This window comes from Roseimicrobium sp. ORNL1 (assembly GCF_011044495.1).
Lineage (GTDB): Bacteria > Verrucomicrobiota > Verrucomicrobiia > Verrucomicrobiales > Verrucomicrobiaceae > Roseimicrobium.
This window is the reverse complement of the sequence record NZ_CP049143.1, coordinates 3,634,645-3,658,627: the sequence shown is the minus strand read 5'-3', so window position 1 is coordinate 3,658,627 and position 23,983 is coordinate 3,634,645. Positions and strand designations below refer to the sequence as shown.

Annotated in this window: 24 protein-coding genes, 1 tRNA gene and 1 pseudogene; 16 read left to right on the top strand and 10 right to left on the bottom strand. The window is 59.1% G+C overall.

Features of this window, described 5'->3' with window-relative positions; translation table 11 throughout:
* Positions 1-11: 11 nt before the first annotated feature.
* From G5S37_RS14810 to G5S37_RS14785, 6 genes and pseudogenes are all read left to right on the top strand, one after another.
* Positions 12-770, top strand: a complete 759-nt coding sequence (locus G5S37_RS14810) for a M15 family metallopeptidase (RefSeq protein WP_165205230.1) — start codon at positions 12-14, stop codon at positions 768-770.
* Positions 771-858: 88 nt separating this feature from the next.
* Complete coding sequence (locus G5S37_RS14805) at positions 859-1,323, top strand: hypothetical protein (protein ID WP_165205228.1); 465 nt, start codon at positions 859-861, stop codon at positions 1,321-1,323.
* A gap of 54 nt (positions 1,324-1,377) precedes the next feature.
* The gene (locus G5S37_RS14800; RefSeq protein ID WP_165205226.1) at positions 1,378-2,520 is read left to right on the top strand and encodes a glycosyltransferase family 2 protein; all 1,143 of its coding nucleotides are present in this window, start codon (positions 1,378-1,380) and stop codon (positions 2,518-2,520) included.
* Between the two features lie 195 nt (positions 2,521-2,715).
* Positions 2,716-3,822, top strand: a complete 1,107-nt coding sequence (gene rsgA, locus G5S37_RS14795; RefSeq protein WP_165205224.1) for a ribosome small subunit-dependent GTPase A — start codon at positions 2,716-2,718, stop codon at positions 3,820-3,822.
* Positions 3,823-3,968: 146 nt separating this feature from the next.
* Positions 3,969-4,343, top strand: a pseudogene (locus tag G5S37_RS14790) (FKBP-type peptidyl-prolyl cis-trans isomerase); the annotation flags it as partial.
* A gap of 98 nt (positions 4,344-4,441) precedes the next feature.
* Positions 4,442-4,924, top strand: a complete 483-nt coding sequence (locus tag G5S37_RS14785) for an FKBP-type peptidyl-prolyl cis-trans isomerase (protein WP_165205220.1) — start codon at positions 4,442-4,444, stop codon at positions 4,922-4,924.
* Positions 4,925-5,015: 91 nt separating this feature from the next.
* Here the strand turns inward: G5S37_RS14785 and G5S37_RS14780 are convergent, their stop codons facing one another.
* Both G5S37_RS14780 and G5S37_RS14775 read right to left on the bottom strand, forming a co-directional pair.
* Positions 5,016-6,029 (bottom strand): hypothetical protein, encoded by a 1,014-nt coding sequence (locus tag G5S37_RS14780; RefSeq protein WP_206026459.1) that lies wholly within the window; start codon positions 6,027-6,029, stop codon positions 5,016-5,018.
* A gap of 457 nt (positions 6,030-6,486) precedes the next feature.
* Positions 6,487-7,737 (bottom strand): Gfo/Idh/MocA family oxidoreductase, encoded by a 1,251-nt coding sequence (locus G5S37_RS14775; protein ID WP_165205216.1) that lies wholly within the window; start codon positions 7,735-7,737, stop codon positions 6,487-6,489.
* Positions 7,738-7,945: 208 nt separating this feature from the next.
* Between G5S37_RS14775 and G5S37_RS14770 the strand changes: the two genes are divergently transcribed.
* Both G5S37_RS14770 and G5S37_RS14765 read left to right on the top strand, forming a co-directional pair.
* A complete protein-coding gene (locus G5S37_RS14770) occupies positions 7,946-8,818 on the top strand; it encodes an SDR family oxidoreductase (protein WP_165205214.1) in 873 nt (290 codons plus the stop codon).
* Complete coding sequence (locus G5S37_RS14765) at positions 8,811-9,926, top strand: DNA topoisomerase IB (protein WP_165205212.1); 1,116 nt, start codon at positions 8,811-8,813, stop codon at positions 9,924-9,926. Before G5S37_RS14770 ends, G5S37_RS14765 begins: the two co-directional genes overlap by 8 nt.
* Positions 9,927-10,163: 237 nt before the next feature.
* Here G5S37_RS14765 and G5S37_RS14760 read toward each other — a convergent pair whose 3' ends face one another.
* Complete coding sequence (locus G5S37_RS14760) at positions 10,164-10,994, bottom strand: sugar phosphate isomerase/epimerase family protein (RefSeq protein WP_165205210.1); 831 nt, start codon at positions 10,992-10,994, stop codon at positions 10,164-10,166.
* A 3-nt stretch (positions 10,995-10,997) separates the two neighbouring features.
* Entirely contained in the window at positions 10,998-12,422 is a 1,425-nt protein-coding gene (locus G5S37_RS14755) for a hypothetical protein (protein ID WP_165205208.1), read from the bottom strand.
* Between the two features lie 240 nt (positions 12,423-12,662).
* Here G5S37_RS14755 and G5S37_RS14750 point away from each other — a divergent pair, with 240 nt between their 5' ends.
* The 4 genes from G5S37_RS14750 (at position 12,663) to G5S37_RS14735 (ending at position 15,144) form a co-directional block, all read left to right on the top strand.
* Positions 12,663-12,815 carry a hypothetical protein gene (locus G5S37_RS14750; protein ID WP_165205206.1) on the top strand — a complete coding sequence of 51 codons (153 nt, stop codon included), beginning with the start codon at positions 12,663-12,665 and terminating at the stop codon, positions 12,813-12,815.
* A gap of 108 nt (positions 12,816-12,923) precedes the next feature.
* Positions 12,924-13,796, top strand: a complete 873-nt coding sequence (locus tag G5S37_RS14745; RefSeq protein ID WP_165205204.1) for a sterol desaturase family protein — start codon at positions 12,924-12,926, stop codon at positions 13,794-13,796.
* A 6-nt stretch (positions 13,797-13,802) separates the two neighbouring features.
* Entirely contained in the window at positions 13,803-14,555 is a 753-nt protein-coding gene (locus G5S37_RS14740; protein WP_165205202.1) for a GDSL-type esterase/lipase family protein, read from the top strand.
* Between the two features lie 31 nt (positions 14,556-14,586).
* Complete coding sequence (locus tag G5S37_RS14735) at positions 14,587-15,144, top strand: SRPBCC family protein (protein WP_165205200.1); 558 nt, start codon at positions 14,587-14,589, stop codon at positions 15,142-15,144.
* Here G5S37_RS14735 and G5S37_RS14730 read toward each other — a convergent pair.
* Positions 15,141-15,521, bottom strand: coding sequence for a VOC family protein (locus tag G5S37_RS14730; protein WP_165205198.1), 381 nt, complete (start codon positions 15,519-15,521; stop codon positions 15,141-15,143). The two genes, G5S37_RS14735 and G5S37_RS14730, sit on opposite strands and share 4 nt — an antisense overlap.
* Before the next feature lie 79 nt (positions 15,522-15,600).
* Here G5S37_RS14730 and G5S37_RS14725 point away from each other — a divergent pair, with 79 nt between their 5' ends.
* Positions 15,601-15,927 (top strand): hypothetical protein, encoded by a 327-nt coding sequence (locus tag G5S37_RS14725; RefSeq protein WP_165205196.1) that lies wholly within the window; start codon positions 15,601-15,603, stop codon positions 15,925-15,927.
* Here G5S37_RS14725 and G5S37_RS14720 read toward each other — a convergent pair.
* The 3 genes from G5S37_RS14720 to G5S37_RS14710 all read right to left on the bottom strand — a co-directional run bounded on the left by G5S37_RS14720 (position 15,924) and on the right by G5S37_RS14710 (position 19,684).
* Positions 15,924-17,996, bottom strand: coding sequence for a sodium-translocating pyrophosphatase (locus G5S37_RS14720; protein WP_165205194.1), 2,073 nt, complete (start codon positions 17,994-17,996; stop codon positions 15,924-15,926). The two genes, G5S37_RS14725 and G5S37_RS14720, sit on opposite strands and share 4 nt — an antisense overlap.
* A gap of 343 nt (positions 17,997-18,339) precedes the next feature.
* The gene (locus tag G5S37_RS14715; RefSeq protein WP_165205192.1) at positions 18,340-18,783 is read right to left on the bottom strand and encodes a nuclear transport factor 2 family protein; all 444 of its coding nucleotides are present in this window, start codon (positions 18,781-18,783) and stop codon (positions 18,340-18,342) included.
* Between the two features lie 139 nt (positions 18,784-18,922).
* Positions 18,923-19,684, bottom strand: a complete 762-nt coding sequence (locus G5S37_RS14710; RefSeq protein WP_165205190.1) for an HXXEE domain-containing protein — start codon at positions 19,682-19,684, stop codon at positions 18,923-18,925.
* Between the two features lie 396 nt (positions 19,685-20,080).
* On the opposite strand from G5S37_RS14710, the gene G5S37_RS14705 reads away from it, so the two are divergent.
* Positions 20,081-20,536: an N-acetyltransferase gene (locus G5S37_RS14705; RefSeq protein ID WP_165205188.1), complete on the top strand. Its 456-nt coding sequence runs from the start codon at positions 20,081-20,083 to the stop codon at positions 20,534-20,536.
* A gap of 205 nt (positions 20,537-20,741) precedes the next feature.
* On the opposite strand, the gene G5S37_RS14700 is transcribed toward G5S37_RS14705, so the two are convergent.
* Both G5S37_RS14700 and G5S37_RS14695 read right to left on the bottom strand, forming a co-directional pair.
* Positions 20,742-20,830 (bottom strand) — tRNA-Ser (locus tag G5S37_RS14700).
* 79 nt (positions 20,831-20,909) lie between these two features.
* A complete protein-coding gene (locus G5S37_RS14695; RefSeq protein WP_240914878.1) occupies positions 20,910-21,383 on the bottom strand; it encodes a GNAT family N-acetyltransferase in 474 nt (157 codons plus the stop codon).
* Between the two features lie 232 nt (positions 21,384-21,615).
* On the opposite strand from G5S37_RS14695, the gene G5S37_RS14690 reads away from it, so the two are divergent.
* Together G5S37_RS14690 and G5S37_RS14685 are read left to right on the top strand one after the other, a co-directional pair.
* Positions 21,616-22,632, top strand: coding sequence for a LysR family transcriptional regulator (locus G5S37_RS14690; protein ID WP_165205184.1), 1,017 nt, complete (start codon positions 21,616-21,618; stop codon positions 22,630-22,632).
* A gap of 140 nt (positions 22,633-22,772) precedes the next feature.
* On the top strand, positions 22,773-23,978 hold the full coding sequence (locus tag G5S37_RS14685; protein ID WP_165205182.1) for a Gfo/Idh/MocA family oxidoreductase: 1,206 nt from the start codon (positions 22,773-22,775) through the stop codon (positions 23,976-23,978).
* Positions 23,979-23,983 lie beyond the last annotated feature (5 nt).

Here is a 23,983-nt window from a genome sequence, read left to right as displayed (position 1 = left end):
AAGGTCTGCCCATGACTTCCCTCCCAAGGCGGCTCCCATTGGTCATTGTGCACTTGGTTCTGCTGTCAGCGCTACCGCTGACACACCGCGTCACGGCGGATGACTCCCAGCCCGCGCCACCTCCCTCCCCTTCGTCCTTCAAACCGGGCCACGAGTTCGTGGAGGTCAGTTCTGTCATTCCGGGCATCGTGATTTCACTGCCGTACGCCACCGAACAGAATTTTTTCAAAAAGAGATTTTATGCATCGAACACCTGTCTGCTGCGTCGCTCGGTGGTGGATCGACTCGCTGCCGTGCAAAAGGAACTGGGAGGTCAGGGACTTGGGCTCAAGATTTGGGACGGCTACCGCCCCCGCTCGGTGCAGTATGAATTCTGGAAGACGCTTCCCGATCCCAATTATGTGGCAGATCCTGCCAAGGGTTCACGGCACAACCGGGGCGCCGCGGTGGATCTCACGCTCATCGATCTGAAGACGGGAACGGAGCTTCCCATGCCGACCGGCTACGATGATTTCTCTCCGAAGGCTGCGGCAGATTTCAAGCTCGTGTCCCCCGAAGCTCTGAAGAACCGCGCCCTGCTCCAGCAGGTGATGGTGAAGCACGGATTTGAGATTTTCCCCAGCGAGTGGTGGCACTTCGATGCCAAAGGCTGGGAAGAATTCCCGCTCGAAAATTTTTCTCCAGATGACTATGTGAAAGCTCGAAAAATGTCACAAAAGTCGCAGCCAAAAACACAAGAGTACGAAGAGCGCGATTCGCCTAAAAGCTAATAATCGGTCACTAAAAAAACAGCATCCCGAATGACTAATAAAGTGATCGCCACACGCGTCGTGTCGCCAAATCCCCGCGACCACACACGTGCCTGCGATCGAACTCATCTCCATCGACTGTCCTGAAGCGCCACCACTGCCGCGCTATCCCAGCTTTGCCTGTCGTGCTGCCTCCGACCTGGTCAGTCGTCGCGGCTTGTTCCAGCCGGTCTTCGACAACATGCATGGGGTCATGGTGAACCTCGCCAACAAGGAACTCGAAGGGGCGAAGAGTGCCTGCTACGCCGGCACGGTGATGGACTGGCCCTGTGATGATGCCCTGCTTTTCCGCTCCGAAACCCGGGATGACGTCATGGATCTGATGCAGCGCCTGTTGGAGGCCTCTCCCCAGCACCGCGTGGCGTTCGCCACGGAGTACCAGTTTGGCGGGGAGAAGCGCGAATGTGGCGAGATTTCCCTCTCGGAGTTCTTCCAGCTCCACGACCGTCACGCCCTGCGGTACAACTGCTTGTGGTACGTGCGCAGTGACGGGCGAAACGGCAACGGTCACTGAGAGAAAGTAAAATAGCCTTGTTGCATTCCGGCCATTTGCTACAAGCAGTCGGTAATGCCCATCACCGTTCTTATCCCGGCGCTCAAGCCCTCGGGACAGCTGCTTTCAGTCGTCGCCGCCCTCTCTGCGGATGATCGGGTGAATCGCATCATTCTGGTGAACGATGGGAGCCCGAGCGAGTGCGACGCGATTTTTGAGTCCGTCGTGCAAGATGCGAAAGTCATCCTGCTGACCCACTCGGCCAATCTGGGCAAGGGTGCGGCACTGCGCACGGGGATGAATCACTTCCTCTGCACGGACACGTCCAACAGCGTCCTGGTCACGGCCGACGCCGATGGACAGCACTTGCCGGTGGACATTCTCAGGGTTGGAGCGCGCGCCATGGAGACGCCGGATGAATTGGTGCTGGGTTCCCGTGGGTTTTCTGGGGACGTGCCGCTGCGCAGCCGGTTCGGAAACACCCTCACCCGCACGGTGTACTGCGGCCTGATGGGCCCCTCGTTGACGGACACGCAGACTGGTCTGCGTGCCATCCCACGCTCGCTGATGGCCTCGCTGCTGCACGTGCGAATCAATGGCTATGATTTCGAAATGCAGATGCTGGTGATGGCGGCTCGCGACCGCATGACCATCACGCAGGTGCCGATTGCCACGGTCTACATCGAGAACAACCGCGACTCGCACTTCAATCCCCTGTTGGATTCCATCCGCATCTATTACGTCTTTGTGCGGCACCTGTCGGTGCAGTTGCTTTCGCTGCTGGGAGATTTCCTGGTGTTCCTGTGTGTGATCATCGGTGGAGGCAGCTTGGGGCTCGCGATGGTGCTGGGACGTGCGGCGGTGTTTGCTGGACATGTGGTCGCCGGGCGGATTCTCGGCGTGCACTCCAAGGCAGCATGGCGTCAGCAAATGGGGCGACGGGCGCTTCTCATGGCCTGCCTCGGCATGGTGGCTTACCTGGCTATTGGGTTCCTGGTGAATCCGGACGATTGGGCCCGCCTTTTGCCCGGGGTCGATGCCCTGATGTTGGTGAAGCTCGCGGTCACCAAGTTGTTTGTGGAGCTGGGACTCCTCGCCGCCACAGTGGCCTTTCAGAGGAACAACTCATCGTCCAGCGAACCGGCAGCTTCCCTGCCGATCGCTGGTGAGCCCAAGGTCACCAGCGAGGCGGCTTCCCTCGGCGCCGGAGCTCCTTGAGTATGGTGCTCGCCCAAAGATACTTGTCTTCCGCATGATTATTTTCGAACCGCAGGAGGGGGTGAGCCATCCCGGTCTACGATGAGAAGCGATCTCCAAGGGGTTACGCGTGCTTTTGACCCAACCCTAGACCTTGCACTTCCCGGTTGGAATTCGCCCCTCTTGCCGTAGTTTATCCGCCCTCGTTTATTCTTGATGACCCTCGCTGACCTTGGCTGGAACGACACCTTTGAGAAGGAGTTTGCCCCATTCTATAAGAATGGGTGGGTGCCCGCGCGCCTGATTCGCGACAACAAGATCACCTACGGCGCTCTCATGGAGGACGGAGCGAAGGGCTTCGACGACGTGGAAGTGGTCATGAGTGGCAAGGTGTATCACGACGCCGAGTCCGATGCCGCTCTACCAGCGGTGGGCGACTGGGTCGCGCTAGATGTCGGCGGTGAGGGAGAAGACACCGTGATCCGTGCGCGGCTTTCCCGGCAGACCTGTCTCTCTCGCAAGGCACCTGGAAACAGCGCCGAGGAGCAGGTCATCGTGGCCAATGTGTCCACCGTGGTGGTGGTCACGGATGCGGGGCCTGATTTCAACCTGCGCCGCATGGAGCGCTACTTCGCCGTGATCGCCCGCAGCGGGGCGAAGCCGGTGGTGCTGGTAAACAAGTCGGACCTTTACTCGAAGCAGGAGAACGAAGAGGCGGCTGAGGCGATTCGCGAACTTTCCTCCGAGGTGGATGTGCACGTCACCAACGTGAAGAAGTTCCGCCCGCTGAGAGACTACTTCAAGAAAGGGCAGACCATCGCTCTCATTGGATCCAGCGGTGTGGGCAAGTCTGCCCTGGTGAATGCCATCTTCGGCGATGAGTACCAGTGGACCGGTGAAGTGAATGAACTCACCGGCAAGGGCCGGCACACCACGACTGCACGTGAGCTCATGGTGCTGCGCAAGGGTGGCATCCTGGTGGACAATCCGGGCATCAAGGAAATCCAGATGTGGACGGATGAGACCACTCTGCGTGATCGCTTCGTGGACGTGGATGACCTCGCTGCCCAGTGCAAATTCCTCGACTGCAAGCATGGCAAGGACACTGGCTGCGCCATCCGCGCCGCAGTGGAGGCCGGCACGCTGGATGCCGGCCGTTATGAAGCTTACATGAAGCTCGACAGCGAGATCGCCAAGCTGCGGGCCCAGCGCAAGAAGCGCCAGATGACCATCGAGCGCCGTGCCAAGCGCGACCACAAGATCAAAGCGCGCAATCCGGTGGACCGCCGCGAACTGGAGCATGACCTGAAGCCGCGGGCCTGAACCGCACCTCTCTGCCGCGTGATTTCACGAGGAGGTGCCCGTTGTCCTTGCCGAATCCCGCCCCCTCGCTACCCTTCGGCCCTGCATTTTTTCCAAACCAAACAACATCCAACGTTCCTCCATCCATGTCCGACATCGCACTCGCCAAAGGTGAAAAATTCCTCGCTGACAACGGCAAAAAAGAAGGCGTGACCACCACAGCCAGCGGTCTGCAGTACAAGGTGATCACCCCCGGCACTGGCAAGTCCCCGAAAGCCACGGACACCGTGCTGGTGCACTACCGCGGTACGCTCATCAGCGGCGTCGAGTTCGACAGCTCCTACGCCCGTCGCGAGCCCATCGAGTTTCCCCTCAATCAAGTGATCAAAGGCTGGACGGAAGGCGTCCAGCTCATGCAGGAAGGCGCGAAGTACGAATTCTACATCCCCTCTAAGCTCGCCTACGGCAGCCGTGGCGCCGGTCGTGACATTGGTCCGAACGAGGCCCTCATCTTCGAGGTGGAACTGCTGAAAGTGTATTAATCCTTCCAAGATAAGGATCGACCTCTGAGGACGATCTGCTAGAAAGCTGCGGAGCCAAACTCCGCAGCTTCTTTTTTTCCGCATCTCATACCCACCCCATGAAACGCCTCTGCGCTCTCGTCGCCACTGCGGCCACCGCCGCGCTGGTGTCCTCCTGCACCTCGCCTGAAACGGACGCTCCCGATCCGAAGCCCTCGGCTCCTCCAGCTACCAGTGGCCCTCTCTCAGCAGGCAGCACTACTGCAGGCTATACGACCACCGCCACCGGGCTCCAATACAAGGAACTTCGTGCAGGCACCGGCCGCCGCCCTGCCGCGACAGACACGGTGACGGTGCACTACCGCGGCACGCTGCTGAATGGCGTGGAATTCGACAGCTCCTACAAGCGGATGGAGCCCACGTCGTTCCCCCTCAATCAGGTCATCCCCGGCTGGACCGAGGGTCTGCAACTCATGCAGGAAGGCGCGAAGTACGAATTCGTGATTCCCTCCCACCTTGCCTACGGCACCCGCGGCGCTCCCCCGGACATCGGTCCGAACCAAACGCTGCGTTTCGAGGTGGAGTTGCTGAAGGTGCAGTAGGGCGCTGCTTCCATTTCCACTCATCCAAGAAAAAGGGGCAACCATCGTTGCCCCTTTTTCGTGACCAGAGAAGTCCGCGCGTCCTATTCCATCATTTCGCAGGCGCTGGCTTCTTCTCCGGCTCGGATTCGATCACCTCACCACCCGAGGGAATCACCAGTTCATCACGCACCTTTTCAAAGGAATTACCCTTCACGGAGGCGTGCATGAAGAGGCGCTGTTTGCGGCGCTTGAGGGTCTTCAGGACGGTCTCGATCTGCTTGTCATCCACCTGGTCCTGGAAATCAGAGAACCAGTAGAGGGCATCAGCCTCGGCCAGTTCGCGGGCGACTAAGGCGATCCAGGAGTACTGGATGCCCTGGCTCTTGAAGAAGTAGGTCTCAGAGCGCGTGTGCATGAGGCTGAAAACGTCCTCCGCCTGGATGGGTCCCTTCAAGATCTCCTGTGGGTCAGGCGGAGGAGCTCCGGCAGGAACCTGGGGGGCATGACTTCTCCTCCAGAAAATCTCGAAGTTCTTGCTCTCATCCTTGCTCTTACTGGCGGTCTTGATGGCGTCCTTGTCCAGGCGCATGCCATCCTTGGGCGTGGCCACCCCGCAGCCAACGTAGAGCATCACGCGGCTGCCGGCTGCCACACGGTCCAGTTCCTTCACCACCTTGGTGAGGTGGGGTGTCATGGATCCTGATACATCAAGGATTACCGCGATTTTGCGCGCCTTCAGATCCTTGCCGAACATGACGATGGGCTTGAAGGTCACACCGTTCATCCCACCAATCCCCTGCCCGGTGCCGAATCCACCGCCTGAACCGGAGGAGCCAAAGCCACCGCTGCCCATGGAGCCGCCTCCCATGGTGCTGCTGAGAGTTGGCACATCAATGGCATCCGCGGGCATGTCAGGCAGACTGATCGCAGCGGTGCTGTTGGCAGAAACGATCTTCTGCATGGGCGTGCTCTTGCTGAGCGCGTTGCGTTTCTTTGTCTGCACCTTGCTCGCCAGTGCCTGGGAGGCATCCTGACCGGACTTGCTTCCGCCGCCTGGGAGGAAGTCTACCGCCTTCTCCGCGGTAACGACCGTGGTGACAATCACCGTTGCGATCAACAGCAATCCCGCGTGGATGGCCAGGCTCAATAGGAAGGAGCCTGCGCCTATTTTTTGCCAATAGGTCGAAAAGAGACCGCGCTTCTGGGGGGGCGATACTGAAGGGCCTGCGTGGAACGGAGTCTTCTCAACTGCCACTGGAATTGGCGCCTCATGCTGCTGCGGGGCAGGAATCACCGGTGCGGAAAGCGATGCCTGAGGATACTCAGGGATCATTCCCGTACTGGTGGGAGTCAGGCTTTGGATTGTGACAGCAGGCTTGGTGCTTGCAGTTTCGTTTGGAGTACTGGGGGAACCTTCAGCATTCATCATCGCGCACTACGGATATGCCTTCACTTTCTTTGAAGAAACAAGGCTGATCGAGCGCTAATTATTCCATGGATAAAGCATGACCACGGATTGTGGCGTCAGGTCGTCCTGCGACCATTTTTTATCCAGCTTTTCAATGGCCCGCGTATGCTTGTTATACGGAATTCACCGGCACCGATTGGCCCGTCTTTGCGGCTTCTTCAATTGCAGCAATGATGCGCATGTCTGCCAGGCCCATGGAGCCCGGCGTGAGGATGGCTTTCTCATGCAGCAGCGCTTCAGAGAAGCCGTCCATCTCCGCGGTGAAGTGGTTCACTTGGGGAATGAGGAGATCAGCTTTTTCTGCATCGCCACCTTTGGGATCGCCATCCTGCACCCACAACTTGAGACCGCGATAGCTGAACGCTGGATCCATGCCGATGGTGCCTTTCGCGCAATGGACGGTGTAGAACCGGCTTTCCGCAGTGCCAAAGGAACAATCGCAATGTGCCAGTGCACCTGAGGGATAACGCATCTGGAAGGTGACGCTCTCCGGCACTTCATGGAATCGATCGTCATCGGTGGGTTCGTGCATGTAGGCGCTCACCTCAGCCGGTTCTTCACCAATCACATAGCGCGCGGCATTGATGGAGTACACGCCGACATCTCCGAGTGGTCCGCCCTTGAGCGTGCCGCTCAAGCGGATGTTGGGTGCTTTCACATCCTGGCAGTTGGAGGACACGAACGTCTTCACCTTGCCGAACTTCTGCTCCTGGCAAAGGTACATCACCTTCCGATTCAAAGGTTCGTAGTGCAGGCGGTAAGCTACGCCGAGTTTCTTGCCCGTGGCATTTGCGGCGGCAATCATCTCCTCCGCTTCCTGCACCGTCCCTGCCATGGGCTTTTCACAAAGCACATGCTTGCCAGCCTTGAGCCCCCGGATCGTGAACTCCGCGTGCATGCTGTTGGGCAGCACGATGTAGATGACGTCCACGCGCTTGTCCTCCGCGAGCTTGTCGTAGTTCTCGTAGTTGTAGATGGCGTCTTCCGGAATGTTGTACGCGCGAGCCACACAGCGTGCTTTGTCCGGATGGCCGCTGACCAGAGCGGTGGGCTGCGAGAGTTTGCAGCCTCCGAAGGCCGGCATGATTTCCTCCAGGGCAAGCTGGCCTAGTCCCACGATGGCCCAGCCCAGCTTTCGCTCGGGAGCATCAGGCACTTCGAGATTGGGTGGCTGCTTGTCCGGCGGAGCCAGTGGCACGGCGCCTCCGCTGCTGGTCTTGCCTGGCGAAACTTGGCGTGCAGCGCTCTTGGGCTGCGAGGGGCGTGGTTCATCGGCGGCCTGCGCCTGGAGAACTGCAATCGTCCCACCCGCCAGACCGAACGTCTGGCCGAGAAACTGCCTTCGATTGGAGTAGGTTTGCATGGCGTTAACGAGGTTACTTCGTGAATCGGCTGCGCGATGGGTGTCGACTGCACGCGGTGCCATTTCGCAGAGGGATGCGGAACTTCAGGTGGTCGCACTGCACCCAGCCACGCCTGCGTGCTGTCCCGATAACAGGACACAGACGACGAAGTCATGGGCTCTGTAAGTCGCAGGCCCTGATGCCTACTCACCCCCTTCCCTGACGATCATGGCCCAGATGCAGCAAGAGGAAAAGCCGGTCCGACCGCCACAAATCCAGACACGGCAACCCGGGCTGGAATCCGTCATGGACCCCGCTCCGCAGGCCGAGCCACGGCACCGCGCACGCGAACCAAAACTCAAGGATCGCGTGGCCATCATCACCGGAGGAGACAGCGGCATCGGTCGTGCGGTGGCACTGGCCTTTGCGGAGGAAGGCGCCGACGTGTGCATCATCCATCTGGATGAAGACGAGGATGCCTCCGAAACCGCCATGTTGGTGAAGAAGCACGGCCATCGTTGCATCACCCACGCCGCGGATGTGGGTGATGAAAAGGCCTGCCAACGAGCAGTGGAAGCTGTGGCAAAGGAGTATGGCCGCATCGACATCCTGGTGAACAACGCCGCGGAGCAGCATCCGCAGGAGACATTCGAGTACATCTCCACGGAACAGATCGAGCGCACGTTCCGCACGAACGTATTCTCCATGTTCCACCTCGTGAAAGCGGTGCTGCCGCACATGCAAAAGGGAGGAGCGATCATCAACACCACCTCCGTCACGGCATATCGCGGGAGCGCCTCACTGGTGGACTATGCCTCCACAAAGGGTGCCATCGTGGGCTTCACCCGTTCCCTGGCTCATGCATTGGTGAAGCGCGGTATTCGCGTGAATGCGGTGGCGCCGGGTCCCATCTGGACGCCGCTCATCCCTTCCACCTTCCCGGCGGACCATGTCTCGACCTTCGGCTCGGATGTGCCGATGGGACGCGCGGGAGAACCGAACGAGGTGGCTCCGTGTTATGTGTTCCTGGCGAGTGACGACTCCTCGTACATGACCGGCCAGGTACTGCACCCCAACGGCGGAGAAATTGTGAATGGATAAGCAGGCGCCAGAACTGCCGCTGCATTCGGCACCACCACCACCTGCGGCAGAGCTGGAGGAAGCGGGGCTTCGTTTCACCAGCGATGACCAGCCCGGCATTCGGCGTGTGAAGAAGGGGCGCGCGCTGCAGTACGTGGATGCGAAGGGCAAACGTGTGCGTGACGCGGACACGCTGGATCGCATCAAGAGTCTCGTCATCCCTCCCGCATGGACAGATGTGTGGATCTGTCCCCGCGCTAACGGCCATCTTCAAGCCACGGGACGTGATGCGCGCGGTCGCAAGCAGTACCGCTACCATCCCCGCTGGCGGCAGGCGCGGGATGAAACCAAATTCCATCACATCCTCGCCTTTGCCCGGGCACTGCCGAGGATTCGGCGCCGTGTAAAACGCGACCTCAAGGCACGTGGCATGGAAAGGAACAAGGTGCTGGCGACGGTTGTGCGCCTGCTGGAAGCTACGCTGATCCGCATCGGCAATGATGAGTATGCAAAGCAAAACCACTCCTATGGCCTGACTACCATTCGCAATCATCATGCAAAGGTGAACGGCAGCACGATTCAATTCACATTCCGCGGTAAGAGCGGCAAGAAGCACAACATTGACGTGAAGGACCCAACGCTCGCTCGCATCGTGCGGCACTGCCAGGATCTGCCCGGACAGGAGTTGTTTGCTTACGAGAGGGAGGGCGGTGTGCATGATGTGGGCTCCTCCGAAGTGAATGCGTACATCCGCGAGATTTCTGGAAGCGACTTCACGGCAAAAGACTTCCGCACTTGGGCTGGGACGGTGCTTGCGGCGATTGCGCTGCGCGAGTTTGAGTCCTTCACTTCCGTGACGCAGGCGAAGAAGAATATCGTTACTGCCATCGAGGCTGTGGCCAGCATGCTTGGCAACACGCCTGCGGTATGCCGCAAGTGCTATGTGCACCCCACCATTCTCGACTGCTATCTGGAAGGTACCACGATTGAGACCATCAAGCAGAAGCTGGATCCGGCTGTCGACTCAGGATTGAGGAATCTCAAAGCCGAGGAAGCAGCGGTGGTGGTGCTGCTGGATAAAAGGCTGCATGCGGGGAGGCAGAAGAAGAAGCGTGCTCGGAAGTCTTAGTGCTGTACTGAGGAGACCCGCGGTCTAAGGATGCGAGTGGAGAGAGTCCTGGTGTTCAACGCAGAGACGCAGAGGAACTTCGGAGACTAAGGTGAATCGGACTGGAAGTTTGGTCTCCGCAGCCCGAAGGCAATGACGAATGACGGCCACATGGTCTCAGTTTCAGTCTCCGAAGTTCCTCTGCGTCTCTGTGTCTCTGCGTTGAAGCCCATGCAGGTTGCCACATCCATTCACCCCTCACGCCCCCACTCCACGCAGATACTCCTTCGCCCGCACCGCCCGCTCTAGAATCGTGGAGGTGGATTCATGCTCATTTCCCGCGAGTTCCAGAATAAGCCCACCTTCGAAGTGGTTGTACCGCAGCTCGTCCGTCACCCACTTCCAGTCGATCACGCCCTCGCCGGGTGGCAAGTGGGAGTCGTAGTTCCGCTTGTTGTCATTCACATGCAGCATCTTCAAGTGACCTGAAAAGGTGGGAATCACACGACCAAGTTCACCCGCGAGATTGGCATGACCGGTGTCCAGGCAGATACCCACGCCGGGTGTCTTGATTTCACCGAGGAGATACATCAGGTCGCTGATGTGTCCGAAAAGCAGATGCGGCAGCATGTTCTCGAGCATCAGCTTCACGCCGAGTTCCCCGCAGACGGTCGCTACACGGTTGAGCGATCTTCCCGCGTGCTCCATGTGAGCCAGGAATTCCTCCTGAGGTGGGCGCCCCTCGCGCTCGGGGCCGGGATGCAGCACGATATGGTCCGCGCCCATCCATGCTGCGGCCTTGCAGGCTATCTCCAGCTCGCGTACCGCATTCTCACGCACGCCTTCATCGAGCGAGGTGATATCGATGTGGTTCGCGAAGGGCGCGTGGAAGGAATAGGCGTTCAGCCCGAGTTCGCGAATGCGGTCCCCCGCCCGGCGCACGTCATCCTCAGCGTGGTAGTTGAGGTGCATGGGAAAGGAGCAGATTTCGATGTCATGAAATCCGCTCGCCTTCACATCCTCCAGAATGGTCATGATGTTCCGGCGGTAGAAGCAGCCGGTGGACAAGCCTATGAGCAACGGATTCATCGGTCAGCGGTGTTGGCGTTCGATGAGTGCTTCGTAATGCAGGAGCAGGCAGCAGCCGGGATCATCCGGTGCGCAGCAGAAGCCCTTCTCCTGGGTGGAAGCGCAGTTGTAGTCCTCCAGACGGTCCAGCCGGGTCTCATACTGGCCGATGAAGTTTCTCACGTAGAAGTCGGCACGGGTGGCCGTGTCGTAGTCGTTCCAGTTCACGCCCCATCCGAACTCCGGCTTTTCAAAGCGGGAGCGGATATAGCCTGCGATATGCCGGGGATGCCAGCCCTGTGCCAGGAAGGTGCGGGCCACCAGTTGCATGCCAGCAGGTTTCAGCAGCAGGTCGTTGGGATTTTGCACAATGTGCCGCACACACGGTGGGAGTGACTCCATTGGCGTGTGGTCATACGTTTCCGGCCAGCGCTCCACGGGATCATGCCGGGTGGAATAGTAGTACTCGTGGAAGTGCCTCAGCCGCGAGGCCATGTATTCGTTGAAGAGCTTCGTGGAACCCAGAGTCTGGTCGGGGATGCGCACACAGGCACGCCGCGCGAGATCACGCACTTCCGCCTCATTGCGACGGACCTTTAGTGCCATCTGCACATCCATTTCATGAAGCGGGATGGCACGCAATGTCTGGGCTGGCTCTCCAGAAGGTAGCAGACCGGTGAGTTCCATCAGCTTCGGCTTGCGGTAGTTCGTAAAGGGCAGTCGCACCATGCGGGTGTGCAGCGGATCGCCGTACTCGGAGATGTCGATGGAGATGATCTCACGCCTGCGCGAGCCACGATGATCCACATGCACAGCCGTGAGCTCAATCGGAATGCTGCATGCCGCGCCCGCCTCCTCCTTCACACAATGGGCCACGTACTCCATGATGAGCCCCACCCCGCTGAAGATCTCCTGCATCTGCGGCGTGATGCGGCCCTGCAGGAAGGCCGGCACGCGGGCCATGCAGCGCTCGGTAAGTTCCGGCGTGGGAGACAGGGCTTCAATCTTCTTCGCGAGTTCGGATTCGCGATCAATTTTCCACACAAAGTGGTGCCCCTGCCCGGTGATGAGATGCAGCGGCTTGATGCCCCAGCGGAGCAGCTGCGCCTCAATGGAGCGCACCACCGGCTCCTGCAGACCAAAGGCGCGCTCAGGATCCTCATACGCCTCTGCCGGATGCTCAAAGCTCACATACTCCACATCCAGATGCATGAGGATGGCTGCCGAATCCGCAAGCGAGCGGGCAATGTCCAGATTGTTTTCGAGGAACCAGTCGAGCTCCGATGGCAGGCGGAACATCCGGGAATCGAGCTGCACACCATCCGAGCTGGTCAGATACACCGCGGAAGTCTGCCCGGCGATGTCTTCACCCAGAAACTCCATCAGCCGTGTCCTGACCACAGGATCCGCGTAAAAGGCTACAGGGCTGTCTTCTAGAACCGCATTCACATCGTTTTCTCCTTCGAAATCGCCTGCGTTTGCATTTGCGGATGGGTAGACCACACCGCGAGGCAAGCATGGGTCTGAAATAGAGGCTCCGACTTCGCAGGGGACTGGCATTTCACGGATGCCTTTCCCAAAGAGAATGACAGGCACAGGCCGGTTTTGTACAATCACGCCACAAATGGCGGAACACAGATCCTCGGTGCCGCCCTTTCATCAGCAACCGCAACATCCACCGATTGAACTATGAAATTCACGAAGAACATCGGAACACTCCTCCTCGCCGTCTTTCTCATCCTTCAGGGATTAGCTGGACTGGGCGTGGGCTTTCTGCAGATGCAACTCATCACGGCCATCGTAGCCCTGGTGGCCGGTGTCCTGCTCTTGCTCGGAAAATAATGGAAACCTGCGGGCGCTCCGCGTCGTCTTTCGTGAAGTGAACCTTTCGTGCGGCTGGCGCACGTGGGTAAAAGCCGGGATCCGAAACCTCTGCCCTCATTCCCCCAAATGACGCTGTTGCTCGCCGCCAAACCCTTCAAGAAATGGAACTTCTTCGAGCTCACTGCGGGAAGTACGATTGAGCTGACGGTTCGCTACGCACTGCTCGCAGGCATCGCCTGGTTGCTGTGCTACGTGATCTTCAAGCGGAAGTGGTTTGCCAGGAAGATCATCGCAAAGTTCCCCAAAGGCCGCGAGGTCTGGCGGGAAATCGGATACTCCGCCATGTCCATGGTGGTCTTTGCCATGGTGGGGGCGCTGACCATCATCGCCTCCCGGCACGGCTACACGCAGATCTACCGAAAGATCTCGGACCACAGCATGCTCTGGTTCGTGCTCAGCATTGTGATTGCCATCTTCATTCACGATGCCTGGTTCTACTGGACGCACCGGCTCATGCACCATCGGAAGCTCTTCAAGGTCTTCCACCGGGTGCACCATCTCTCGCACAATCCCACGCCCTGGGCGGCGTATGCGTTCTCCCCGTTGGAGGCTGCCGTGCAGGCCGCCATCTTTCCCATCGTGGTCACGGTCATGCCCATGCACCTCTATGCCTTCGGCATCTTCATGCTCTGGCAGATCGCCTACAACATCGTGGGCCACAGCGGCTATGAAGTGCATCCGCGCTGGCTGATGAATACCCCGCTGAAGTACCTGATGAACACGCCCACCAACCACGTGATGCATCACGAGTCCATGCGTGGGAACTACGGACTCTACTTCAACTTCTGGGACCGGCTCATGGGCACGAACCATGCAAACTACGAAGAACGTTTCCGCCAGGTGACCTCACCGAAGGGCACACCCAAGCCCGCTTCGTCCACGGACGAGACTGCTGGGCAGCGAGAGGGCGCCGATGAGGGTTCCCGAGTTCCCTCCTGATATTTTATGATATACCATCTGATCCGTCGCATCTTCCTCGCAGGTGTCCTGTTGACGGCTTCCGTGGGGGCCATCTCCGCGGAGGAAAAGAAGGAGGAGAAACAACCTGCCGACGAAAAGGCGAAGGCTCCGCCGCCAGACTGGGGTGCCATTTTCAAGATGCACTGGCAGAACCGGGTGCGCGCCTTCAAGGAACAGAACCTCGTCTTTCAGAATGTGGTCCTGCTGGGTGACAGCATCACGGAGGGGTTCGATGTCACCAAACACTTCCCCGGACGCCGCGTGCTGAACCGCGGTATCGGCGCGGACGTCATCGGGAACAACATGCCTCCGGACGATCCTCGAGGCGTGCTGCAGCGGCTCGACAACTCCGTCTTCGAATGTGGCGCCACGGATGTTTTCATCCTCATTGGCATCAACGACCTGAATTCCGGGAAGACAGTCGACTCCATGGAGGCAGGCTATCGCACTCTGCTCCAGCGGCTTCGCGAACACTCTCCCGAACTTCGCGTTCATGTGCAATCCGTCCTGCCGACGCGGGACGCGTACGACAAGCAGAACGCGCCCGTGCGGGAATTCAATGCCCGGCTCAAGCGGCTCGCGGCTGAGTACAAGTGCACCTATATCGACCTTCATACCCTCATGGCGGATAGTGAGGGAAGATTGAACAAAGAGTTCACGAATGATGGCTTGCATCTCACGGAGGGCGCGTACGCTTTGTGGCGCGGGAAGATCCTTGAGACCATGAGTTGGAACTAGCGGAACCGTTCCGGCTCGCATTCTGCAAGTCATGCCAGCCACCGAATATTCTTTCCTGACCCACTGGACGGTCCCGGGCACCTGTCCCGAAGTGTATGATGTCTTATACGATGGTACATCACTCCCCCGCTGGTGGCCTTCGGTGTATCTGGAGACGAACGTTGTAAATCAGGGCGGACCGGATGGTGTCGGTGCGTCCATGGACTTTTTTACGAAGGGATGGCTGCCCTACACGCTTCGCTGGCGCTCCACCATCACGGAAGTGAACCGGCCAGACAGCTTCAGCCTCGCGGCCGCAGGCGATCTCACCGGGACCGGCGAGTGGCAGTTCGCCCAGAAGGATGACAACGAGGTGGAAATCCTCTTCGACTGGCGCATCCGTGCGGACAAACCGATCCTGCGCTCGCTCTCGTGGCTCTGCAAACCCGTCTTCTCCGCCAATCACCGCTGGGCCATGCGGAAGGGTGAGGAAAGCCTGAAACTGGAGCTATTGCGCCGCAGGGCGCTCGATGAAGCGGCCCGCGCAGCCATTCCGGCACCGCCGCAGCCGACCTTCTGGAAGGCGCATGCTGAGGACTCCCGGGGTTAGTTTGTCCGGTGGCAGATTTCGAAACGGTTTCCTGAAGCGTCTTCAAAGAACACGGCGTAGTAGCCCGGCGCCTCGAAGCCCGGGCCTTCCACGTTCTTTGCTCCGGCATTCACCACGATCCCAGCGAGCCGATCCACCTCGGCATCCGTGTCTGCCCAGAAGGCGATGCGGTTCTCATTCGCAATGTGTGCTGGGGACTCAGTAACCCCAAAGAAGTCGCGCAAGTCCCCGTCCTCCCCCATCGCATCGTACTGAATCCAGCCTTCGATTTTCGCATCATGGACGAAGCCAAGTGCTGGCAGGAGGGTTTCGTAGAAGGCACGCACCTCTTCCAGATGGCGCACTCGCAGGTCGATGTGATCGAGGCGTCGTGTCATGCCAGGAGTGTGTCACACGCGATTGGGTCCATAGAAACTCCATAGAGCGCACCCAAGAATGAACATGGTGCCAATTCCCATGAACGCCAGCCCGATGCGCTGGAGCCGACGCAGCCATGGCGGCTCAATCTGGCGAATCTCTTTCAGGTTAACAGGCATTGTTTCGCCGTTCACCAAGCGGTTGAGGAAAATCCCACAAAAGGCCAACATGTGTATCAGCCCCAGGACAAATCCCACGAGGAACACAGCAAATGCAATGGTGTCGACACTTACGGCCATGGATGTCTTGGAGTATAACTCGCTTCAGCGGGCAGAAGATGAAATAGTCGACCAAAAGGAAAAAGCCCGCCGTTTGACGGGCGGGCTTTTTGAATCATTCGAGGTGTTTACTCGCGCGCTGTCCTAGAACAGCAGCGGAATCACGAGGATGGCCACGATGTTCACGACCTTGATCATCGGGTTGATGGCCGGGCCGCTGGTGTCCTTGTAGGGGTCGCCCACGGTGTCGCCGGTTACGGCTGCCTTGTGGGCGTCGCTGCCCTTGCCGCCGTGGTTGCCTTCTTCGATGTACTTTTTGGCATTGTCCCAGGCGCCACCGGCGCTGGTCATGCTGAGGCCGAGGAAGAGGCCGGTCACAATCGTGCCCATGAGCATGCCACCCAGAGCGGTGTGGCCAAGGAAATGGCTGGACTTCAGGAGCTGCACGCCCCATCCCACGCCAAGCACGCCAATGATGGGCAGCAGGGCCGGCAGAATCATTTCACGAAGCGCAGCCTTGGTCACGATGTCCACGCAGGTGGCGTACTCAGGGGTGTCCTTGCCAGTGAGGATGCCTGGCTTGGCGGCGATCTGGCGGCGTACTTCCTTCACCACAGCGCCAGCGGCATTACCCACGGCATTCATGCTCATGGCGGTGAAAAGGAAGGGCAGCAGGCCACCGATGAAGAGACCGATAATCACGCTGGGGTCCTTGAGCGAGAACTCAACGACGTGCCCGAGGTGTTTCTCAAGTTCGAGGTAGAAGGAACCGAAGAGCACCAGCGCCGCCACACCGGCGGAGGCGATGGCGTAACCCTTGGTCACGGCCTTCATGGTGTTGCCCACCGCATCGAGGTCGTCTGTAATCTTGCGCACGTCCTTCGGCAGTTCGCTCATCACGGCGATGCCACCCGCGTTGTCGGTGATAGGGCCGAAGGCGTCGAGCGACACGATGATGCCGGCCATGGAGAGCATGCTCATCACGGCGATGGCGATGCCGTACAGGCCTGCGAGAATGTAACCGCCAGCGATGGAGGCGCAGATGAGGAACACGGGAAGCGCCGTGGCGTAGTTACCAATGGAGATGCCCGCGATGATGTTCGTGGCGTGGCCAGTCTCGGAGGCCTTGGCAATTTTCCGCACGGGACCGTACTCGGTGGACGTGTAGTAGTTCGTGATGAGCACCACCAGCCAGGTGAGCACGAGGCCGATGAGGGCCGTGCCATAGAGCGCATTCGCCGTGAAAGGCAGCCCCTTGGCCTGGCCAAACAAAGCCTGCGTCACCGGATAGGCCAGAGCCGCCGTTACGAGGGCGGAGATGCCCACGCCCTGCAGGAGCAGCGCGGTGGCGCCACCCTTGCGGATGTTCACCCAGAGAATCCCGAGGACCGCACCCACGATGCTGATGCCACCAATCAGGAACGGATACATGAGGGCCGCCTGCGTGGCGTCGCCGAACTTCGAAAGAGAGGCAATGAGCAGCGCGCCGATGAGGGTCACGGCATACGTCTCGAACACGTCCGCTGCCATGCCGGCGCAGTCACCCACGTTGTCGCCCACGTTGTCAGCGATGGTCGCTGGGTTGCGGGGATCGTCTTCGTCGAGGGCGTTTTCGTTCTTGCCCACGAGGTCGGCACCCACGTCCGCCGCCTTGGTGTAGATACCACCGCCGAGACGGGCGAACACGGAAACAAGAGAGGCGCCCAGTGCGAGACCCACCAGGGAGTCAATCGCGTGTGCCTGATGACCACCCGCCGACATGACAATGTAGAACAAGGCCACGGAAAGCAGGGCCAGACCCACGACGAGCAGACCGGTCACCGCACCGCCATTGAAAGCCACACGCAACGCCTGAATATGACCCACGGTTGCTGCCTGAGTGGTGCGCACATTGGCCACCACTGCCACACGCATCCCAATGAACCCGGCAATCATGGAGCACACGGCGCCAATGATGAAACCGACCGGAACCGGAGCCTCCTTCTTCCAGATGAAGAGCAGGATGGTGATGATGACCGCAATGATGCTCACGCTGGTCACCTGGCGGCGGAGATAGGCCTTCGCCCCCTCTTGAATGGCCGCAGCCACCCGCTTCATGGCGTCATTCCCTGCGGAAGAGGCCATGATTTGCTTGATCAGCAAGAGTGCGTAGCCCAAGCCTACGGCACTCAGGATAATGGAGATGTAAATGCCCTGTTTGAGGAGGAAGTCAGACATGTGTGGGAGTGAGGAGGAGGCTAAACGCGAAAGATGGCCAAATAATACAGTGCGCGGAAAAAGAGGCGGCGAGTGTAGCGAGTTTGTCACGCGAGGCAACGGGGTTTGTGAAGGATTTCACAAGCCCCCATCAGGCAAATTCACCATCCCGGCCGCCGTGCGAAGCCCGGAAATACGAGGAAACAGCGGCAACACCCTGTATGGCAAGCCTGCCCTGACCCGCCGCTCATTCGTACGGCAAGAGGGCACAAAAAGACATGTCCCCTCCCCTTTCCACCTAAACGACGGGCGGCCCGCTGCGTGGGTGCCGTGCCGCTCAGGGCTTGGCTGGAGGCGGCAGTTTTCAAGACTGCCACGCCAGGAATCTCCACTGGCCATTCTCCAGCCGCCAGACGGCGAGGAAGCTCAGCACGCTGTCCATGCGTGACTCCGCAGTCTCAGCCTGGATACGGGCACGGCCGGTCATCAGCGCAATGCCGGGCGCAGGGAAGGTGAACTCGCGCTTCTCGTAGTCGATGCCGAGGTAGCGCGTCTTGCCGGAGGTCAATACCGGGATGAACGAGGCTTTGGTATCCACCGCCCCGGTCGAGTGTGCGTAGTGCAACTCGTCGGAGAAGATTTCGCCGAGCTTTTCTGCCGTTGGCTTTTTGAAGGCAGCCACGCGCGCATTGTCCGCAGCGGTGACTGCAACCAGCTCGGGGGTTTTGTTAAGTTCATTCTCCCCACGAGAGGAAGTAAACGGGGCCAGCAGGAGGCTGATCGCAAGGAGCTTCAGGAAGTGTTTCATCGACGTAGGCAGTTACCCGGCGATTACCACGCTACCCGCGGCTTGTCGCTGGTTTTGTCTTTCGACGTGGTCCCACGATGACACGCGAAGCGACAGCGTTTGACGGTGGCTCCTGGTGAAGCGTCAGATGAGGGTATGGTCAAGCGCCTTCGTCTGCATGGGGAAGTTGATGGACGAGGCTGCCGCCACGCCACCTTTCGCCGAGCCAGAGGGTAAGCATGAGCAAAAATGGGTTCATTACTTGGAGCAGTACCAGCAGTGTGCTGCCGATTGTTCCCTTTAGGAACAGGAGCATCGGTACCATCAGGACAGCATGCGCCAATATGCCTGCTGCCACGAGCAACGCCAAGGTGGCATAGCTCATCCGCCCGGGACCAAAGCACGCCCGGATCATCCAGATCGACAGAGGAATGAAAATCACGGCCGCCGTCAACGTGCCCGCCCCATAGCCCGCTCCTGCCACGGATGGTACGATGTGCACGACAGCGTTGACCATGATGATGCTGTAGACCGAAAGGCCGACCAGCGGGTGGCGCCGACTCAGGATCGAGGCGAGAGGCGCCGCGATCCAAAACATCGTGACGTTCACGGCCACGAAGTACAGCGGCGGAATGGGGCAGTCCGGATAGGATGGAAGCTCCATGATCCTGACTATGTCTTTCGGGAACTGGTGCAAACGTCCGAACATGTCAGCGCCGTATTCCTCAATGTTGTGCAGCAGGTAAGCCAGTAATCCCATCCACGACAACCATGTGTAATCGAGCCATCGCGGCCTGCTCTGATCTGCGCGCAGGAGGTTGGTGCAGAAAAGCAAAATGAGCAGCACGATGGCCGCAGCACCGCCTATCCATGGGAAGTTCAGATAGAACCAGTTCCAATTGGGCAGCTCAGGGTCCGTCATGAAAGCGACCTTAGTAGCCACGGTCTCAAATGCAGCCAGAAACTGCCCAACATTTCGTCGAGCGAACTATCGGCAAACCCGATCACACTGGCATAATGGAGTGGCTCGAGCGTGCATTTGCCCACGATTCATCCTGGTGACCGAAAACGAAACCGCCATAGCCACAAGGCGGCAAGCCTGGTGGGTGGGCGCTTTGGTGCTCGTGCCCCTGTTCTACTTCCCTACCATTCCGCCCGTGGTGTTAATCCACCGACAAGGCCGAACCAGGCGCTGCAGCCAACCCGCTGGGCGCGGCGGTGTCTTGGGGAATAGGTTGAATACTTTTGTCTCGCCCAGCGGTTGGCTGAGCTTTAGCGTTAGGCGTCGCTCGCATTTCGTGAAATTCCGCTGCTGAAAATGACTCTTAAGCTGCGTCGCGCTACGGTTGAGGACTTTCCTTTTGCGAAGGCAGTGCATCATTCCTCTTATCGAGAGTGGGTTGTGGATCAGTTCGGCGCGTGGGACGAAGGCCTTCAAGACCGATACTTTCAAGAGAGTTGGGACAGATGGCCATATGACATCATAGAAATCGATGGCCGACCCGTCGGCTTTTCTGCGGTCGAGCACGCTCACGATGCCACACATCTCAGAGAGTTTGCTCTGCACGGAGAATTCCAAGGCAGGGGAATCGGCGCGGCCTATCTTGGGTCACTCGTAAATGAGTTTCACCGTCCACAGAAGCCAGTTCGCCTGCGAGTATTTAAAGCAAACCAACGTGCCATCGCACTTTACAGACGCATCGGTTTTGCGGAGACAGGAACTACAGATCTTCAGGTCCTTTTCGAATGGCCGAACCACGTCGGTTTGCCGTAGGTTTTGTTGATCAATCTCAGTATGTCGAGAGCTTCTTCTATCGACGCCGGAACGCCTAACCTGGCGCTGCAGCGAACACGCCTCCGCGTCTCAGCAGTCCTTGTTGCCTTGGCATCGTCCCTTGGTGCTCTGGTGTGACATCAGGCACCTTAAACCGGCTGAGTATCAACGGAAACCGCTCTTGGTGAGCGGGTTTTGAAACAATTGGCGGAAGGGGTGGGATTTGAACCCACGGTAGCTTTTGACTACGTTCGATTTCGAATCGAGTGCCTTAGACCACTCAGCCACCCTTCCTTTTCACCATTCTAAAGGTGGCTGAAGCTTTCGCATGGAAGGGAGAAAATTGCAAGCCCCTGCTTTCACCGTTTCAGCATCAACATGCTCGGGGTGCGCGGAGGTAATAAATGTCCCACTCGTCCTCGGCGGTTTGGACGAAGCCGTGGCGCTGATAGAATCGGTTTGAGGGGCTGTCTCGCAGCGCGCCCAGCGAAACGGTCATCCCGCGGGCGTCGGCCAAGGCAAGGAGGTGGCGCAGGACTTCTGAGCCGATTCCTTGGGATTGGAAGGTCGGGTGGACGTAGAGGTGGTCCAACTGAAAGCCGCCGCCGTCGGCTGGCCGGAAGGTGTAGAAACCGATTCGCTGTCCGTCGAAAGCGATGAAGGCGGTGTGTTCTGGGTAGAAGGACTTGCGAAGCCGCTCGCGAGCCCGTTCGGGATTGAACCGTCCCACAGCTTCCAAACTCTCCCGCATGGCGGCGATGCGCAGGGCGAGAAGCTCCTCGAAATCGTCCTGCGAAACAGGGGCAAAACTGATTCTCCCCTGAAGTGCGGTGTCCATCGGTGTCATGAGTGTGAGCGGCACCTTGGCAGATGGCGCGGGGTGACACAAGGATGGCAAAAATGGGTTGGAACGCCCCTGCGGTACCACAAAATGGGTTTGCATTGCGACATCAAAAAGGCAGACTGCCACAGGTTGCCGCTTCGTTGAGTCGCTGGCATTCGCAGCAATGCTGCTGGGGGTGAACTCCTTTCGGCCATGATATCCCCCGCCCCATTGCTCCTCAGGACACCCGGGCAACATGACGAAGAAACCACGTTCCGCCGCGCGCAGAATCGGCTCACCTGATGCCGGCTCAGCCCGTCGTTATTTCAAAGAGGTGCGCTTCCGGCAGATTCGTTCTCTGGTGGAGCTGTCCCGTCACGGCAGTTTTGCTGCGACCGCAGCGGCGCTGGATCTTTCCGTGCCATCAGTGTGGCAGCAGATCCGGTCGCTGGAGGAGGAGTACGGGGTGCAGCTCGCTCTGGCGGATGGAACCAAGGTCCGTCTCACCGAGGACGGTCAGGCGCTCGTGGACCTTGCAGCTCCGCTGGTGGAGTCCTTCGACGGCTTGAGGCAAATGTTCGAGGACAAGCGAAACATGGCGACGCGGACGCTGACCGTCGTGGCCCCCTCCCCTTCGCTTTCTGGATTGCTGCGGCGCCCCATCATGCAGTACCGGCAGCATCATCCCAAGGTGAAGCTGGTCCTGGTGGATCGTGTTTCCCGGCTGGCAAGGGAGATCATCGAGCAGGATGGCGCCGATCTCGCCGTGATGGGTATGGCGACCGGAGATGAGCCCATGCCACAGTTCCAGTGCCTGCCGCTCACGCGCCACACCTTTCACCTCATGTGTCCACAGGGGCACCCGCTGGCTACGGCACGTCGCATCACCCTGGCCAACTTGGTGAAGGAGCCGCTGGTGCTGGCACCCCAGGAGAGCAGTTCCCACCGGCAGATCCGCCATGTCTTTGCTCAAGCAGGACTGCTGGACCGGATGAATGTCATCATGACGGCCACGAATCGCGCTCTGCTCTTGAACTATGTGGCCATCGGTTTCGGCGTCGCCATCGGGACGAGTGCTGCCAGCGTGAGACCTCCCAAGAGGGCTCCGGGAGAATCTGAAATCGTCGTGCGCGACATCTCCTCCCTCTTCGGTTACGAGGATGTGTTCCTGGTGCAACGCAAGGGCCGCTTCGAGCCGGAGCATGTGAGGGACTTTCGTGAACTGGTGCAGCAGGCGTTTCAGGAGAAAACGGAAACGGAAACGGCCTCTTAAGCCGTCCCTCCGTCCATTAGGCGGAAACTAATCGATACGCCACGCATTGCATCATTCGTCGTCCATCGCATAAGACGTGACGGTGACGGTTCGTTCGGTGTTGCTCGCTTCTCGTCTCTTCGAACTGAGTCCCACCAAGCATGAATCGACGTTCCTTCTTCCAGACCTCCGGACTTGCCACCGTCCTTAGTCAGCTCGCCAGCAATGCTTCCGCAGAGGCACCGCTGAAGGCTGTGCACGACGGCCCTGTGATTCGCATCGGCAATATCGGCTGCGGTGGGCGCGGGAACTTTGTATCAGCCATCATCGCGGAGAACCCGGGTTTCAAGATCACTGCCGCGCATGACTACTTCGCGGACAGCGCAGCGACTTTTGGCGGGAAATACGGCATCGCCGCAGACCAGCAATTCACCGGCCTGGATGGCTACAAGAAGATGCTGGAGCAGGTGGATGCTGTGGCAATTCACAGCCCGCCCTACTTTCACGTGCAGCAGGCGATCGATGCCGTGGCGGCCGGAAAGCACGTGCTCATCGCGAAGCCCATGGCCATCGATGTGAAAGGATGCGAAACGATCCGCCAACTGGCCAAGGACGCTGCAGCCAAGGGCATCGTGGTCCTGGCGGATGTGCAGTCGCGTGGCAACGAACATTTCCAGGAGGGCATCAAGCGCATCCACGACGGCGCCCTCGGTGACCTGATGTTCGGTGAATGCCACTACGAGGCGGACTTGATTCCCCGCAACGATGATGACAGCAATCCGGAAGGCCGGCTGAAGAACTGGGTGCGCCATCGTGATCTCGGCGGTGACATCATCACCGAGCAGAACATCCATGCGCTGGACATCGTGAGCTGGGCCTTTGGCCGTCCGGTCCGTGCCAGCGGGAACTGCGGACGCGGAGCACGACCGGACAACATCGGCGACGCTTCTGATCATTTCTCCCTGCTGTTCGAGTTCGAGAAAGGCGCGGTCACCTTCAGCTCGCGGCAGTTCAACGGCTGGGGCTCGCCCTTCGCCTGCGGCAATCGTTTCGTGGGAAACAAGGGCATCTTCACCAGTGAGTTCGGCGGGCGTGTGATGATCCGCGGAGACAAGGAGAGCTTCTGGCGTGGCGGTGATACCAAGAACCTCTACCGCACCGGCACGGAGAAGAACATTGAGACGTTCCGCGTGGCCATCACTTCGAAGAATCCAAACGGCAATCCCACTGTCGAAGGCGCAGTCGAGTCCACCCTGCTCACCTTGTTTGGAGAGTTCGCCGCGAAGACCCCCGGTGGCGCCACGTGGGAGGAGTTCATGAGCAAGTCGCAATCCGCGAATCCGGACCTCAGCGGACTGAAAGCCTGATCAAT

Excerpts from the sequence above, each read along its gene's own strand:
- G5S37_RS14810 (WP_165205230.1), top strand. The coding sequence starts at position 12 with ATGACTTCCCTCCCAAGGCGGCTCCCATTGGTCATTGTGCACTTGGTT.
- G5S37_RS14800 (WP_165205226.1), top strand. The coding sequence starts at position 1,378 with ATGCCCATCACCGTTCTTATCCCGGCGCTCAAGCCCTCGGGACAGCTG.
- rsgA (WP_165205224.1), top strand. The coding sequence starts at position 2,716 with ATGACCCTCGCTGACCTTGGCTGGAACGACACCTTTGAGAAGGAGTTT.
- G5S37_RS14785 (WP_165205220.1), top strand. The coding sequence starts at position 4,442 with ATGAAACGCCTCTGCGCTCTCGTCGCCACTGCGGCCACCGCCGCGCTG.
- G5S37_RS14775 (WP_165205216.1), bottom strand. The coding sequence starts at position 7,737 with ATGCAAACCTACTCCAATCGAAGGCAGTTTCTCGGCCAGACGTTCGGT.
- G5S37_RS14770 (WP_165205214.1), top strand. The coding sequence starts at position 7,946 with ATGGCCCAGATGCAGCAAGAGGAAAAGCCGGTCCGACCGCCACAAATC.
- G5S37_RS14765 (WP_165205212.1), top strand. The coding sequence starts at position 8,811 with ATGGATAAGCAGGCGCCAGAACTGCCGCTGCATTCGGCACCACCACCA.
- G5S37_RS14760 (WP_165205210.1), bottom strand. The coding sequence starts at position 10,994 with ATGAATCCGTTGCTCATAGGCTTGTCCACCGGCTGCTTCTACCGCCGG.
- G5S37_RS14750 (WP_165205206.1), top strand. The coding sequence starts at position 12,663 with ATGAAATTCACGAAGAACATCGGAACACTCCTCCTCGCCGTCTTTCTC.
- G5S37_RS14745 (WP_165205204.1), top strand. The coding sequence starts at position 12,924 with ATGACGCTGTTGCTCGCCGCCAAACCCTTCAAGAAATGGAACTTCTTC.
- G5S37_RS14740 (WP_165205202.1), top strand. The coding sequence starts at position 13,803 with ATGATATACCATCTGATCCGTCGCATCTTCCTCGCAGGTGTCCTGTTG.
- G5S37_RS14735 (WP_165205200.1), top strand. The coding sequence starts at position 14,587 with ATGCCAGCCACCGAATATTCTTTCCTGACCCACTGGACGGTCCCGGGC.
- G5S37_RS14730 (WP_165205198.1), bottom strand. The coding sequence starts at position 15,521 with ATGACACGACGCCTCGATCACATCGACCTGCGAGTGCGCCATCTGGAA.
- G5S37_RS14725 (WP_165205196.1), top strand. The coding sequence starts at position 15,601 with ATGAACGCCAGCCCGATGCGCTGGAGCCGACGCAGCCATGGCGGCTCA.
- G5S37_RS14720 (WP_165205194.1), bottom strand. The coding sequence starts at position 17,996 with ATGTCTGACTTCCTCCTCAAACAGGGCATTTACATCTCCATTATCCTG.
- G5S37_RS14715 (WP_165205192.1), bottom strand. The coding sequence starts at position 18,783 with ATGAAACACTTCCTGAAGCTCCTTGCGATCAGCCTCCTGCTGGCCCCG.
- G5S37_RS14710 (WP_165205190.1), bottom strand. The coding sequence starts at position 19,684 with ATGACGGACCCTGAGCTGCCCAATTGGAACTGGTTCTATCTGAACTTC.
- G5S37_RS14705 (WP_165205188.1), top strand. The coding sequence starts at position 20,081 with ATGACTCTTAAGCTGCGTCGCGCTACGGTTGAGGACTTTCCTTTTGCG.
- G5S37_RS14695 (WP_240914878.1), bottom strand. The coding sequence starts at position 21,383 with ATGACACCGATGGACACCGCACTTCAGGGGAGAATCAGTTTTGCCCCT.
- G5S37_RS14690 (WP_165205184.1), top strand. The coding sequence starts at position 21,616 with ATGACGAAGAAACCACGTTCCGCCGCGCGCAGAATCGGCTCACCTGAT.
- G5S37_RS14685 (WP_165205182.1), top strand. The coding sequence starts at position 22,773 with ATGAATCGACGTTCCTTCTTCCAGACCTCCGGACTTGCCACCGTCCTT.